Annotated in this window: 15 protein-coding genes, 1 tRNA gene and 1 riboswitch; of the genes, 5 read left to right on the top strand and 11 right to left on the bottom strand. The window is 73.9% G+C overall.

Translation table 11 applies throughout. From position 1 onward, the window contains the following. Positions 1-40: 40 nt before the first annotated feature. On the bottom strand, positions 41-943 hold the full coding sequence (locus CAE01nite_RS07630; RefSeq protein ID WP_222595849.1) for a carbohydrate ABC transporter permease: 903 nt from the start codon (positions 941-943) through the stop codon (positions 41-43). Next, a complete protein-coding gene (locus tag CAE01nite_RS07625; RefSeq protein ID WP_146902327.1) occupies positions 940-2970 on the bottom strand; it encodes a beta-galactosidase in 2031 nt (676 codons plus the stop codon). The genes CAE01nite_RS07630 and CAE01nite_RS07625 overlap by 4 nt, the downstream gene beginning before the upstream one ends. A gap of 166 nt (positions 2971-3136) precedes the next feature. Here CAE01nite_RS07625 and CAE01nite_RS07620 point away from each other — a divergent pair, with 166 nt between their 5' ends. Next, the gene (locus CAE01nite_RS07620) at positions 3137-4159 is read left to right on the top strand and encodes a LacI family DNA-binding transcriptional regulator (RefSeq protein ID WP_146902324.1); all 1023 of its coding nucleotides are present in this window, start codon (positions 3137-3139) and stop codon (positions 4157-4159) included. A 211-nt stretch (positions 4160-4370) separates the two neighbouring features. On the opposite strand, the gene CAE01nite_RS18755 is transcribed toward CAE01nite_RS07620, so the two are convergent. Continuing rightward, the gene (locus tag CAE01nite_RS18755) at positions 4371-4502 is read right to left on the bottom strand and encodes a hypothetical protein (RefSeq protein WP_281285570.1); all 132 of its coding nucleotides are present in this window, start codon (positions 4500-4502) and stop codon (positions 4371-4373) included. Between the two features lie 325 nt (positions 4503-4827). Beyond that, positions 4828-5496: a GAP family protein gene (locus CAE01nite_RS07615; RefSeq protein ID WP_146902321.1), complete on the bottom strand. Its 669-nt coding sequence runs from the start codon at positions 5494-5496 to the stop codon at positions 4828-4830. A gap of 53 nt (positions 5497-5549) precedes the next feature. Between CAE01nite_RS07615 and CAE01nite_RS07610 the strand changes: the two genes are divergently transcribed. After that, complete coding sequence (locus CAE01nite_RS07610) at positions 5550-6137, top strand: TetR/AcrR family transcriptional regulator (protein ID WP_146902318.1); 588 nt, start codon at positions 5550-5552, stop codon at positions 6135-6137. Between the two features lie 367 nt (positions 6138-6504). Here CAE01nite_RS07610 and CAE01nite_RS07600 read toward each other — a convergent pair. Together CAE01nite_RS07600 and CAE01nite_RS18070 are read right to left on the bottom strand one after the other, a co-directional pair. Next, positions 6505-6578, bottom strand: a tRNA-Ile gene (locus CAE01nite_RS07600). 130 nt (positions 6579-6708) lie between these two features. Next, a complete protein-coding gene (locus CAE01nite_RS18070; protein ID WP_186816456.1) occupies positions 6709-6855 on the bottom strand; it encodes a hypothetical protein in 147 nt (48 codons plus the stop codon). A gap of 381 nt (positions 6856-7236) precedes the next feature. After that, a riboswitch (cyclic di-GMP riboswitch) is annotated at positions 7237-7312 on the top strand. Positions 7313-7331: 19 nt separating this feature from the next. Here CAE01nite_RS18070 and CAE01nite_RS07595 point away from each other — a divergent pair. From CAE01nite_RS07595 to CAE01nite_RS07585, 3 genes are all read left to right on the top strand, one after another. Continuing rightward, positions 7332-7568, top strand: coding sequence for a BldC family transcriptional regulator (locus tag CAE01nite_RS07595; protein WP_425549755.1), 237 nt, complete (start codon positions 7332-7334; stop codon positions 7566-7568). A 112-nt stretch (positions 7569-7680) separates the two neighbouring features. Continuing rightward, entirely contained in the window at positions 7681-8166 is a 486-nt protein-coding gene (def, locus tag CAE01nite_RS07590; RefSeq protein ID WP_146902315.1) for a peptide deformylase, read from the top strand. A gap of 155 nt (positions 8167-8321) precedes the next feature. Continuing rightward, positions 8322-8822, top strand: a complete 501-nt coding sequence (locus CAE01nite_RS07585) for a DUF3145 domain-containing protein (protein ID WP_146902312.1) — start codon at positions 8322-8324, stop codon at positions 8820-8822. Between the two features lie 73 nt (positions 8823-8895). Here the strand turns inward: CAE01nite_RS07585 and fabF are convergent, their stop codons facing one another. The 5 genes from fabF to CAE01nite_RS07560 form a co-directional block, all read right to left on the bottom strand. Beyond that, a complete protein-coding gene (gene fabF / locus CAE01nite_RS07580; RefSeq protein WP_146902309.1) occupies positions 8896-10140 on the bottom strand; it encodes a beta-ketoacyl-ACP synthase II in 1245 nt (414 codons plus the stop codon). Positions 10141-10234: 94 nt separating this feature from the next. Beyond that, on the bottom strand, positions 10235-10483 hold the full coding sequence (locus tag CAE01nite_RS07575) for an acyl carrier protein (protein ID WP_146902307.1): 249 nt from the start codon (positions 10481-10483) through the stop codon (positions 10235-10237). Positions 10484-10535: 52 nt separating this feature from the next. Continuing rightward, entirely contained in the window at positions 10536-11540 is a 1005-nt protein-coding gene (locus CAE01nite_RS07570) for a beta-ketoacyl-ACP synthase III (RefSeq protein ID WP_146902304.1), read from the bottom strand. Next, on the bottom strand, positions 11537-12535 hold the full coding sequence (locus tag CAE01nite_RS07565) for an ACP S-malonyltransferase (protein ID WP_146902301.1): 999 nt from the start codon (positions 12533-12535) through the stop codon (positions 11537-11539). Before CAE01nite_RS07565 ends, CAE01nite_RS07570 begins: the two co-directional genes overlap by 4 nt. 78 nt (positions 12536-12613) lie before the next feature. After that, entirely contained in the window at positions 12614-13777 is a 1164-nt protein-coding gene (locus CAE01nite_RS07560) for a PucR family transcriptional regulator (protein ID WP_146902298.1), read from the bottom strand. Between the last annotated feature and the right edge of the window lie 56 nt (positions 13778-13833).

The raw sequence follows: 13833 nt of genomic DNA, 5'->3' as shown, positions 1-13833 counted from the left end.
GTGGACCTGCCGGTCGTGGACGTGCCGGTCGTGGGCGCGGTCACTGGAAGGCCTTCCGCTGGGTCACCTTGAGGAAGGTGAAGGACAGGACGAACGTCGCCAGCGCGAGCAGCACGGAGAACGCGGCCGCGAGCGGGACGTTGGGGACCGACGCGGTCGAGTACACGAGCAGGTTCGGCGTGAACGTGCTGGTCACCGCGGAGGAGAAGGTCCGGAAGACCTGCGGCTCGGCGAGCAGCTGCAGCGTCCCGATGATCGAGAAGATCGCGGTGAGGATGATGGCCGGCATGACCAGCGGGATCTTGATCGACCACGCGATGCGGACCTGCGACGCGCCGTCGAGCCGCGCCGCCTCGTAGACCTCGGCCGGGATGGCCAGCAGCGAGGAGTAGATGATCAGCATGTTGTAGCCGACGAAGACCCAGGTCACGACGTTGGCCATGGCCCACAGGACGAGCTCGGCGGACAGCAGGTCCACCGACTGCGTCAGGGGCCGGAACGGCGAGAGGTTCGGCGAGTACAGGAAGCCCCACATGATCGCGGCGATGACACCGGGGACCGCGTAGGGGACGAAGAACGCCAGCCGGAAGAAGCGCCGGCCGCGGACCAGCGGGGAGTCCAGCAGCAGCGCGAACACCAGCGCCAGCGCCAGCATGACGGGCACCTGGACGATGCCGAACAGGAGCACGCGGCCGATGGAGTCCCAGAACGGGCTGCTCTGGAGCGCCTGCGCGTACTGGGTGAGGCCGCCGAACACCTCGCGGGGCGGCCCGAACGTCCCCTCCCGCTCGACCACGCGGGTCGACTGGAACACCGCGTAGGCGATCGGGAGCAGGTAGAACAGCGTGAACAGCGCCGCGAACGGCGCGACGAAGACGGCGATGGCGCGCTTGTGCGCCACGCGTGACACCCGGCGACGACCGGGCAGGGCGGCTGAGCTCACTGGTCCTCCTCCTCGCGGACCACGCGGACGGCCCCGGGGGGCACGCGCAGGCCTGTGGTTCGCTCGCCCCGGATCAGCTCGTGCCCCACGACGGGCACGTCGACCGGGGCGGTCGAGTGGTTGATGACGAACACGTAGGTGCGGCCCTGGCCGGTCCGGCGGACCACCTCGACCAGCGGACCGGCGCCGGGCTCGACCCGCGCGCCCGCGGCGACCGCGACCTCACCGATCAGGGCCGCGTAGGCGTCGGGGTCGAGCGCGGTGGCCACGTACCAGGCGGAGCCGGCGCCGTGCTCGTTGCGGGTGACGACCGGGACCCCGGGCAGCGGGCCGTCGACGGCGCTGCGCACGGCCTTCGCGCCCACGGTGCGCAGGTCCTCGACCCACAGGCGCCCGGCGGTGCCGTCGTCCAGCCGGACCTGGTGGCCGGGCAGCAGCGGGTGGAACTCCTCGGTGACGACTCCGAGCATCTCGCGGAACGCCCCCGGGTAGCCGCCGAGGCGGACCCGGTCGTCCTCGTCGACGATGCCGCTGAAGAACGTCACGAGCGCGTGGCCGCCGTCCGCGACGTACCGCGAGATCACCGCGGCGTCGTCGTCGGACACGAGGTACAGCTCGGGGACGACGACGAGGCGGTACCCGGCCAGGTCCCGCCCGGGCGGCACGACGTCGACCGTCAGACCCGCGGCACGCAGGGCGCCGTAGGCGGCGTGCACCTGCTCGAGGTACCGCACCTCGGTCGAGGGCCGGCCCTCGCCGTCCGCCGCCCACCACGCCTCCCAGCCGTAGACCAGGGCGACGTCGGCCTGCACCCGCGTGCCGGTGACCTCCTGCAGGGACTCGACGGTCCGGCCGAGCTCGAGCACCTCGCGCCAGACCCGCGAGTCGGTGCCGGCGTGCGGCACGAGCGCGGAGTGGAACTTCTCCGCACCCTGGGCCGAGGCACGCCACTGGAAGAAGCAGAGCCCGTCCGCCCCGCGCGCCAGGTGGGTGAGGGCGTTGCGCAGCATCTGGCCGGGCACCTTGGCCACGTTGACCGGCTGCCAGTTGACGGCGCTGGTCGAGTGCTCCATGAGGACCCACGGACCGCCACCGGCGAGCCCGCGCGTGGTGTCCGCGGTGAACGACAGCTCGGCCTCGGGGTCGGGCAGGCGCCGGTCGAGGTAGTGGTCCTGCGCGACGACGTCGACGTGCGGGGCCCAGTCCCAGTAGTCCATCTCGCGCTGGTGCGCGGTGACCATGAAGTTGGTGGTCACCGGCACGGCGCTGTGCCGGCGCAGCACCTCGGTCTCGGCCTGCAGGTGCCCCAGCAGCTCGTCGGAGCTGAAGCGGTGGAAGTCCACGACCTGCGCCGGGTTGGGGGTGGAGATCGTCAGGCGCGGCGGCAGCACCTCGTCCCACGCGGTGTAGCGCTGGCTCCAGAAGGACGTGCCCCACGCGGTGTTGAGGCGGTCCAGCGTGCCGTGGCGCCGCTCGAGCCAGCGGCGGAACGCGGCCGCCGACTCGTCGCAGAAGCAGTGCGCGTTGTGGCACCCCAGCTCGTTCGACACGTGCCACAGCGCGACGGCGGGGTGCGAGCCGTACCGCCGGGCGACCTGCTCGACCAGGGCGAGCGCATGACGGCGGAAGACCGCCGAGCTCGGGCACCACGCCTGGCGGCCGCCGGGGTAGCGCGTGGTCCCGTCGGCCATCACTGGCAGGATCTCCGGGTGCGCCGCGCTGAGCCACGGCGGCGGGGACGACGTCCCGGTGCCGAGGTTCGCGCGGATGCCGTGGTCGTGGAGCAGGTCCAGCACCGCGTCCAGCCGGGAGAAGTCGTAGCGCCCGGCGGCGGGCTCGACGTCCGACCAGCCGAAGACGTTCACCGCGACGAGCGAGACGCCGGCCTCGCGCATGAGCGCCACGTCCTCGCGCCAGACGGCGGGATCCCACTGCTCGGGGTTGTAGTCGCAGCCGAGGTAGAGGCGACCGGTCAGGCCGGCCCGACCGGACCCCGTGGTCACGTCGGGACGTGCGGACGACGTCATCTCGCTCCTTTGCGCGAAGGCTCGCCGCCCGATCTGGGACCGGTCACAGACCGATGATCAGCAGAGGGGCGACGAACTCTGGGACCGGTCACAGAGTAAAAGCGAGACCAGTCCGTGTCAAAGGTCGACCCGCGGCGGGTGCCGGGGGAGCGGTTAGCATCCACGCATGCCGCTCCCTGCGACCCCGCCCCGGCGGGCCACCATCCGCGACGTCGCCCTGGAGGCGGGGGTCTCGCGCGGCACGGTGTCGCGCGTCCTCAACGGCGAGCCGTACGTGTCGGCCGAGGCCCGCACGGCGATCGAGCGCGCGGTCGCGAAGGTGGGCTACGTGCCGAACGCGGCGGCCCGCAACCTGGCGCGCCGCCGGTCGCAGGCCGTGGGCGTCGTGGTCCACGAGCCGCACTCGCTGTTCCTGGAGGACCCGAACATCGGGTCCATCCTGCTCGGGGCCAACGCCGCGCTGTCCGCCGCGGACCACCAGATGGTCAGCCTGGTGATCGACTCCGAGCGGGACAGCCGGCGGGTGGTGCGGTACCTCGGCGGTGGCTTCGTCGACGGGGTCGTCATCGTGTCCGCCCGCCGTGACGACCCGCTGCTGGCCGCCGTCGCCCGGCTGGGCATCCCGGCCGCCGTGGTGGGGCGACCGCCCGGCATGCCACCGGTGCCCTTCGTCGGGATCGACAACCGCGCGGCCGCGCAGGCGATCACCGAGCGGCTCCTCGCCACCGGCCGGTCACGGGTCGGCATGGTCGCGGCCGCGCTCGACCGCGACTCCGGGGCCGACCGGCTGGCCGGGTTCCGTGCCGCCCTGGGCGACCGCTTCGACCCGCGCCTGGTCGTGGAGCGGCCGCTCTACGCGTACGGCGCCGGCCGCGACGCCATGCGCGAGCTCCTCGAGCGCGAGCCGACGCTGGACGGCGTGTTCGCCGCGTCGGACGTGGTCGCGGCCGGCGCCCTGGACGCGATCCGCGACGCCGGGCGCCGGGTCCCGGACGACGTCGGCATCGTCGGCTTCGACGACAGCGTCTGGGCGCTGCGCTGCCAGCCGGCCCTGTCGACGGTGCACCAGCCGGCCATGGACCTCGGCCGGAAGGCCGCCGAGTCCGTGCTTGCGCAGATGCACGGAGGCGCGCCCCAGCTCGAGGGCGTCATGCTCGACACCCACGTCGTGTGGCGGGCGTCCGCCTAGGCCGCGTCCCGGCCCGCGTGCGAGCAGGAGGCCGCCGGGGCGGCACCCGGGCGTCGTGGTCAGCCCGACACCGGAGCGGCAGTCACCACCCGTCCGCTCGACGGACCGCGCGCCGCGCGCAGCAGCCGCGGTCGACGGACCGGACCGCGGCATGGAGCGGACGCCGGACGTGCGGTCGGCGCGCTCGACGTCGGGTCGGTCGCGGCCTCCCTCAGTCGCCGACCGCCCCGGAGACAGCGGCGAGGGCTGACACGCACCCGAGGACGACGGCCCAGACCAGGGCCTCGGAGCGAAGTGCCGCGGTGGCACGGCTACGGAACGAGCGGCGAGCGTCGTGGCTCATGGAGGGAACGTAGGCCTGGCGTCACGCGCACGGAAGGGCGGGGCGTACCGCCTCGCGGCGCGACGTCAGCGCCACGGTCCGTCAGCGGACGCGACGCATGACGATGGGCTGCCACTGCTGCACGGGAAGCATCCCGTCCGCCGTGCCGCCCTCGAGGGCACCGTCGAGCATCCTCACCCGTCCGCGGGCGCGGTCGTGCCCGTCCATGGCTCAGGCGGACGCCGGGACCCTCCAGCCGCTCGAGTCGTCGTCGAGCCAGGAGCGCAGCGTTCCCGCCGCTGGTGCCGGCGTCGGAGGTCGCGGAGCGAGTCCACTGCGTGGGCGGTCAGAGTGCGAACGCGAGCACGGTGACGACGGTGGCCAGCACCAGCAGGCCGACCGAGGCGCGCACGGAGCGGGGTTGCACGCGCTCACCGCCGAAGCGGAGGTACACCCGCTGCAGGCGGGAGGTGATGCGGTCACGCCAGACCGAACCCGCAGCCAGCAGTAGAAGGCAGGGGAGGCAGTACACGAGCGAGTAGCCGGCCAGCACGGCAAGGCCTGCGCCGGTGGGTACGGCGGCGGCGCTGAGGCGCTCGATCGCCAGCAGGTAGGGGAAGGCGTTGGGCAGGTCCGCAGCGGTGACCAGCACACCGAGAGGGGCCGCGGTCCAGGGCCCGAACCACGTTGGCAGGACGACCGCAGCCCGCGTGCGGGGGCTGAGTCTGCGCACGGCGCTGATCGTCAGGATGACCGCGGCCAGCAGCAGAGCCCCTCGGCGCACCCAGGTCGAGGCCCCTGCGACGGCCTCGCCCACCTGGGCGCTGCCCACGAGCAGACCGGCTCCGACCGTCCAGACGATGACGCCGGCGCCCATGACGTACGCCAGGGCGGTGACGCCGGGTCGGCGCATCGGGGCCAGCAGGATGAGCGTGACCCCGGCGATCGTGGCCGGGTTGAGGGAGTCCAGGGCCGCGAGCCCGGCGATGGCCCACATCAGGGAAACGGTCAGCATGAGACGATGCTAACTGATTTGAGACGCGAGCGTCTCACTCGTACGCTCAGGGGATGCCCGCTCCCTCGTCGCCCCACCCGTCCGCTTCCGCAGGCGAGTTCTTCGCGGATCCGGTGGCCGCGTCGGTCGCGCGGCACCTCGCCCTGGCGCCGGCTGCCTCGATGCCCGAGCTGGCTGCCGCAGCCGGGATCAGCCGGGCCACGCTGTTCCGGCGCTTCCCCTCCCGTGCTGCGCTCGTCGCCGAGCTGTGCCAGGCGGCGGCGGAGGCGTTCGTGCGTGCGGTGCAGGACGCTGCGCCGGACGACGGTTCCCCGGTGCAGGCTCTGGAGCGCGTGGTCGAGGGCCTGGGGAGGTTGGCGGCCGTCGTGGGACTGCTCGGTCTGCAGCCGCTGCAGGAGCACGTGGAGGCCGCGCTGCTGGAGCAGACGGCGGCGACGGAGGAGTCGCTGCGTCGGTTGGTGCGCCGAGGTCAGGAGAGCGGGGACTTCCGGGTCGAGGTGGACCCTGAGTGGGTGCTGACGATGTTGACCTGGTTGATGGTGGGCGCCGCGGACGGTGTCCGGCTGGGACGGCTGACCACCGCCGCCGCCCAAACTCACCTGGCCGCGACGCTGACCGCAACGCTGCACCGTCGCCCGTAGGGCGTCGGCAGACGGCGACGACCCGCCGTGGGCACGCTGTGCCGGACACAGAGACGCCGAGACGCAGAGACGCCGGGACGCCGGGACGCCGGGACGCCGGGACGTAGGCGCACAGGGTTCCGGACGACGTAGGCATCGTCGGCTTGGACGGCAGGGTCTGGACGCTGCGGTGCCAGCCGGCTCTGTCGACGTCCACCAGCCGGCCATGGACCTCGGCCGGAAGGCGGCCCGGTCCGTGCTGGCGCGGACGCTGGAGCGGGGCGGCGGCTCGGCGGGTATCAGGCGCCCGGCGTGGGAGCTCGCCCCGGGACCTCCCGGCGATGACCCTCGCGCCCGGTCCAGCGGCACACGGAGCACGCCGTGCGGGTGGGCCAGGTGGGGCTTGAACCCACGACCGACGGATTATGAGTCCGCTGCTCTGACCGGCTGAGCTACTGGCCCGCGCAGGCCAGGCTACCGGTCGGGTCCGCCGTGCCCGCACGCACCGCGGACCGCGTGCGGCCGGTCGCCGACGGGCACCCACGGCGCCTCAGCGGCGCCGTCCCACCCGCCGGGCGAGCTCGTCCGCGTGCTAGCCCCGCAGGAAGCTGGCCGGGTCGCTGTCCGTGCCGATGCTCGGCAGGTCGCGGCTCGTCTCCTCGGGCGCGAGCTCCTCGTCCTGGAGGTTCTCGTCGGCCTCCGGCACCAGGGAGTCGGGGGTCTCGTCAGGCTGCGTCATCGCACTGCTCTCCTCGGTCGAGTGGTGGTCCAGCCACCGTAGGACCGCCGCGACGGAGCCGCCTAGGGACAGGTGAAGGGGCGCCTCACCCGCACAGGGTGAGGCGCCCCTCGTCCGGCGGTTCGAAGCCCGCCGCGCCCCGCTCGCGCCTGGGCGTTGACGCCATCTTAGGACACTCTTTACCTGCGCGGCACCCCTTTCGGTCGGCTCTCCGCGTGCGGATCCGGTCCGGCGTCGGGACACCGAGGCCCGTGCCCGGGCCTCTGCCGGCGCCCCGCCCCGACCTGCCGAAAGGGACGTCGGCGTCCGGATCGACCCATTCGGCCCAGTCGTCCGCGCGTTGCCGCACAAATGTCCGTCTTCGGCCGATGATGTCCCTGTCAGCGACAACGGCAAACCCGGTGCGAGCCGGGGACGCACAGCCACGGGACCCTCGACGGTCAGCCGAGCCACCGAACGACAGGAGAAGCACAGCGATGACCATGCCCCTCACCCCCCGGTCCCCGGGGCAGGACCCGAGTGCGTCCGGATCCCTGCTCACGCCGTCCGAGGTCGCCACGCTGTTCCGGGTGGACCCCAAGACGGTGACGCGCTGGGCGAAGGCGGGGAAGATCTCCGCCATCCGCACGCTCGGTGGCCACCGCCGCTTCCACGAGGACGAGGTCCGCACGCTGCTCACCGGGGTCCCGGAGCAGCGCGACCCGCAGGCCTGACGGCCCGCCGTCCGGCACCCGCCGGCGAGCACCGCCGGACGACGCACCGTCGTCGTCCGGCGGTGCCGTCGTGGCGCCGGACGGTCCACGCTGCCATGGCAGGATCGACGCCATGGCGATGAGAGAGATCCGGACCGTCGGCGACCCCGTCCTGCGCACACCGTGCGAGCCGATCACCCAGGTCGACGACCGCGTCCGGTCCCTCGTCGCCGACCTCGTCGAGACGGTCGACACCGAGGGGCGTGCGGGTCTGGCGGCCAACCAGATCGGCGTCGGGCTGCGCGCCTTCTCCTGGAACATCGACGACGAGGTGGGCTACGTGCTCAACCCGACCATCGTCGAGCTGTCCGAGGACTACCAGGACGGCGACGAGGGGTGCCTGTCGGTGCCCGGCCTGTGGTTCCCGACCAAGCGCGCCTGGTACGCCCGGGTGGTGGGGACCGACCTGGACGGTCACGAGGTCGTCGTGGAGGGCACCGAGCTCATGGCCCGCTGCCTGCAGCACGAGGTGGACCACCTCGACGGGATGCTCTACCTGGACCGCCTCGAGCGGTCGGTCCGCAAGAAGGCCATGCGCGCCGTCCGCGAGCAGCTGTAGGGCCCCTGTCACCCGACCGTGGCGGGCGCGCGTTGGCGCCGCCCGCGGCGCGTAGGGCATGATGACGCGCAGCACGCCGCGAACACCGTGCACACCTCCCGGTTCGGGATGAGGTCGTTGGGGAAGACGAACCTCGACCCGACAGGAGGAACGACATGGCTGGTGCCATCACCCGCGGCGTACTTTTCGTGCACTCGTCGCCGCGCGCGCTGTGCCCGCACGTCGAGTGGGCGGCGGGCAGCGTGCTCGGCACACGCGTGTCGCTGGACTGGATCGAGCAGCCTGCCGCGCCCGGGATGTACCGGGCGGAGCACTCGTGGCAGGGCCCTCAGGGGACCGGCTCACGGCTGACGTCCGCCCTGCGCGGCTGGGCGCACCTGCGCTACGAGGTCACCGAGGAGGCCAGCCACGGGGCCGACGGCTCCCGCTGGAGCCACACCCCCGAGCTGGGCATCTTCCACGCGGCGACCGACGTGCACGGCAACGTCGTCGTGCCCGAGGACCGCATCCGCGCCGCGCTGCAGCACGTGGGCGACCCGGCCCGCCTGCAGGTGGAGCTTCACCTCGCGCTGGGCCAGGCGTGGGACGACGAGCTCGAGCCGTTCCGGTACGCCGGCGCCGGGGCGCCGGTGCGGTGGCTGCACCGGGTCGGCTGAGCGCCCGCCTCGCATGCACCGCGGCCCCGCACCGGACGTCCGGTGCGGGGCCGCAGTACGTGCCGAGGACCCCTCAGGCGCTGGTCAGCACCAGGGCCACGTTGTGGCCGCCGAAGCCGAACGAGTTGTTGATCGCCGCGATCTGCCCCTGGGGCAGCTCCCGCGGCGTGTCGCGCACCAGGTCGAGGTCGAGGTCCGGGTCCGGCTGGGACACGTTGATGGTCGGGGGAGCGAGCCGGTCGCGCAGCGCCAGCACGCTGAAGATGGACTCCAGCGCCCCGGCCGCGCCGAGCAGGTGCCCGGTCATCGACTTGGTGGCCGACAGGCGCATGTGGTCCGCGTCCGTGCCGAAGACGGCACGGATGCCGCGGGCCTCGATCATGTCGCCGACGGAGGTCGACGTGGCGTGCGCGTTGATGTGCACGACGTCGTGCGGGGTGACGCCGGCGTCCTGCAGCGCGTAGCGCATGGCGGTGGTCTGCCCGACGCCGGTCGGCTCCGGCGCGGCGATGTGGTGCGCATCGCCGGTCATCCCGTAGCCGGCCACCCGGCCGTAGACCTTCGCGCCGCGGGCGCGGGCGTGCTCGGCGCTCTCCAGCACGACGACGCCGGCACCCTCGCTCATGACGAAGCCGTCGCGCGTGACGTCGTACGGCCGCGACGCCCCGGCGGGGTCGTCGTTGCGGGTCGACAGCGCCTTCATCGCCGCGAAGGCGGAGATCGGCATGGGGTGGACGACGGCCTCGGTGCCGCCGGCGATGACGACGTCGGCGCGGCCGGAGCGGATCATCCCGACGCCCCACGCGATCGCCTCGGCGCCGGAGGCGCAGGCGGAGACCGGCGCGTGCACGCCGGCCCGGGCACCGAACTCGATCGAGACGTTCGCGGCGGGGGAGTTCGGCATGAGCATGGGGACGGTCATGGGCAGGACGCGCCGTGCGCCCTTCTCCCGCACCACGTCCCAGCCGTCGAGCAGCGTCCAGATGCCGCCGATGCCGGACGCGACGACGGCGCCGAGGCGCTCGCCGTCGATCTCCGGCGCCCCGGCGTCGGCCCAGGCCTCGCGCGCCGCGACGAGCGCGTACTGCGCGGACGGGTCCATCCGCTTGGTCTCCGGGCGGGACAGTCGCTCGGACGCGGGCTGCGCCAGGGTGCCGGCGAAGCGGACCGGTATCTCGTACCTGTCCGCCCAGTCGTTGTCGAGGGTCCGGATGCCGGACTTGCCGGCGAGCGCGGCGTCCCAGGTGCTCGCGACGTCGCCGCCGAGCGGGGTGGTCGCGCCGAGACCGGTGATCACGACGTCGGGTTCGGTGCTCATGGCTGGGGCTCCTGGGCGGGAAGGGCGGGTGCGGCGGGCGCCCGCCGAGGGTGGGCGGGCGCCCGCTCGCGGGGCCGTGCGGGGTGCGGAGGCGTCAGGCCTGCGCGCTGGTGATGAAGGAGACGGCGTCGCCGACGGTCGCGAGGTTCTTGACCTCGTCGTCGGGGATGCGCACGGAGAACTTCTCCTCGGCGAGCGTGACGATCGTCATCATCGACAGGGAGTCGATGTCCAGGTCGTCGGTGAAGGACTTGTCGGGCAGGACGGAGTCGGTCGGAAGGCCGGTCTCCTCGCTGACGATCTCGGCCAGACCGGCCAGGACTTCCTGCTCGCTGTGCGCCATGGGGTGTCTCCTCTTGTTGGGGTCGAGCTGGTCTCGAACGGGGTGAAGTGTGTCAGGGCAGGACGACGACCTGCGCCGCGTAGACCAGACCCGCCCCGAAGCCGATCTGCAGGGCCAGCGCGCCGCTGTCCACCTGGCCCTCGCGCAGGAGCCGCTCGGTGGCGAGCGGGATCGACGCCGCGGAGGTGTTCCCGGTGTCGGCGATGTCCCGACCGACCACGACGGACTCCGGCAGCTTCAGCTGCTTGATCATCTGGTCGATGATCCGCATGTTCGCCTGGTGGGGGATGAAGGCCTCGATCTGCTCCGGCTCGACGCCGGCGGCAGCCATCGCCTGCTGCGCGACGGGCGCCATCTGGAAGCCGGCCCACTTGAAGACGGTGGGCCCCTCCTGACGCAGGGTCGGCCAGCCGGCGTCGCCGTCACGGACGTCCAGCCACGAGTGGGTCTGGCGGATGGCCTGCGCCTGCGAGCCGTCGGAGCCCCACACGGTCGGGCCGATGCCGGGGGTGTCCGACGCGCCGACGACCACGGCCCCGGCGCCGTCGCCGAGCAGGAACGAGATGCTCCGGTCGGTCGGGTCGACGAAGTCGCTCATCTTCTCCGCGCCGATGACCAGCACGTTGCGGGCGGTGCCGGCGCGGACGAGGGCGTCCGCCTGCCCGATCCCGTAGCAGTAGCCGGCGCAGGCGGCCGAGATGTCCCACGCGGCGGCCGGGGTGGCACCGACGCGGTCGGCGATGATCGCCGCGCCGGCCGGGGTCTGGTGGAAGTACGTGACCGTGGACAGCAGGACGGCGTCGATGTCCGCACCGGTCAGCCCGGCGTTCTTGATCGCGTCGTTGGCGGCGATCTCCGCCAGGTCCAGGACGTCCGTGCCGGCGCCGGCGCGGCGACGGGTGACGATCCCGGTCCGCTGGCGGATCCACTCGTCGGAGGAGTCGATCGGCCCCACGAGCTCGTCGTTGGTGACGGTGAGCTCACCGCGGGCGGCGCCCAGGCCCAGGATCCGGGTGTGCGCCGGGCCGGTCGCCTGGGTCAAGGTCGGTCGGGTCACGACGGGTTCCTCTGCTGGTCGGGGGTGGCGGCGTGCGACGCGCCCGCGTGGCGGGCGACGAGGTCGCGGGCCGTGCCGAGGTCGGCGGGCGTCTTCACGGCGACCGTCTCGACCCCCGGAAGCGTACGTCGGGCCAGTCCGGTGAGCACTCCGGCCGGGGCCACCTCGATCAGGCCCGTGACGCCCATGGCCTGCAGGGTCGTCTGGCACAGGTCCCACCGGACCGGGTTGGCGACCTGCGCCACGAGCCGGTCGAGGGCCTGCGCACCGGAGGTCACGCGGGTGCCGTCGGCGTTGGACAGCAGGACCGTGCGCGGGTCGCGCGCCTGCACGGTGGCGGCCTGGGCGGCCAGCTCGGCCACCGCCGGTGCCATGTGCGTGGTGTGGAAGGCGCCGGCCACCTGCAGGGGCACCACGCGGGTGCGGGCGGGCGGCGCGGCAGCCAGCTCGGCGAGCGCCTCCAGCGTCCCCGCGGCGACGACCTGCCCGCCCCCGTTGACGTTGGCCGCGGTCAGCCCCAGGGCGGCCAGCCGGGCCAGGACCTCCTCCGGGTCGCCGCCGAGCATCGCGCTCATCCCCGTCGGCGTGGCTGCGGCAGCCCGCGCCATCGCCGCGCCGCGGACGGCGACCAGAGCCAGGGCCTCGGCGTCGGTCAGCACCCCGGCGATCGCCGCAGCGCCGAACTCGCCGACGGAGTGACCCGCGGCGACGTCGACACCGCCGGACGTCGCGAGGTCGACCTCGTCGAGCCGCTGGTCCGTCCCGGCCGCGAGGAGCGCGCGGGCCGTGAGCAGCGCGGTCGCGACGAGCAGCGGCTGGGCCACGGCGGTGTCGCGGATCGTCTCCGCGTCCGACGTCGTGCCGTGCCCGACCAGGTCCTGGCCGACCACGTCCGACCACGTCCCGAGGAGCTCGGCCGCACCGGGCAGCTCCAGCCAGGGTGCGAGCATGCCGGGGGACTGGGCCCCCTGGCCGGGGCAGGCGACGACGAGCACCCGTCCACTGTGCCGAACCGGGCGGGTGGTCCGACGTGCCGACCCGCACGAAGGATCCGAGGGCGCTTTGTCCGGACGCTACAAGGTCACCTCGAGCCGGCCGAGCGCCAGGGCGGTCTGCAGGACGTAGGACTCGCGCGCGTCCAGCGGGTCCCAGCCGGTCACCTCGGCCACCTTGCGAAGCCGGTACCGGACCGTGTTGGGGTGCACGTAGAGCGTGCGGGCGGCCGCCTCGAGCGAGCGCCCGGTGCCGAGGTAGGCGGACAGCGTGTCCAGCAGGGACCCGGTGCTCGCCAGCAGCGGCCGGTACGCCTGCTCGATGAGCGTCCGGCGGGCGGTCACGTCGCCGGTGAGCACGCGCTCGGGCAGCAGGTCGTCGGCCGCGACGGGTCGCGGCGCCTGCTCCCAGGCGGGCGCGGCCAGCAGGCCGGCCAGCGCGGCGCGCGCCGACCGGGCGGAGTCCTCCAGGCCCTGCACCAGGGGACCGACCACCACCGGGCCGGGGCCGAACCGGGGGAGCAGGCTGGTCGCGGCGGCCCGCAGGTCCCCCTCGCCGCCCAGGAAGACGACGAGCCGGTCGCCCTGGATGCCGACGAGGGCGTCGTCGGCGGCCCGGCGGGTGGCCCGGCGCAGGTCGGAGGCCCGCACGTCGTCCAGCGGGGACGTGGAGGTCCCCACCATGACCAGCGTCGACCCGCGTCCGGACCAGCCCAGCGCCGCGACCCGCGACCGCAGCGAGTCGTCCGCCTCCCCGCGGACCAGCGCGTCGACGACCAGCGCCTCCAGGCGTGCGTCCCACGCGCCGCGCACCTCGGCTGCGCGGGCGTAGACCTCGGCCGCGGAGAACGCGACCTCGCGCGAGTAGCGCAGCACGGCCTCGCGCAGGTCCCGCTCGTCTCCCGGCGCCGCGAGCTGGTCGCTGTTCTCCTCCACGACGTCGACGGCGACCCGGACGAGCTGCAGGGTCTGCTGCAGCGAGATCGACCGGGTCAGCTCCGGCGGTGCGCCGGCGAAGATCTCGCCCACGCCGCGCGCGGGGGTGCCGGGCTCCCCGTACCAGGAGATGAAGGAGCGGATGCCCGCCTGGGCGACCAGTCCCACCCAGGACCGGTCCTCGGCGGGCAGCGCGCGGTACCAGGCGAGGTCCTCGTCGAGCCGGCGCAGGGCAGCCGCGGCCAGCAGCGAGTGACCGTCGCGGACCCGTCGCAGGGTGTCGGCGCCCGGCGCGGGGTGCGAGATCATGCGCCGAGCATAGGGCCGGCGATTGTGGGAGGTGGACAAAAACGGGGCGCACGGAT

The organism is Cellulomonas aerilata, from assembly GCF_007991755.1.
GTDB lineage: Bacteria > Actinomycetota > Actinomycetes > Actinomycetales > Cellulomonadaceae > Pengzhenrongella > Pengzhenrongella aerilata.
Note: the sequence above shows the minus strand (reverse complement) of the source record. Positions and strands in the feature narration are given on the sequence as shown.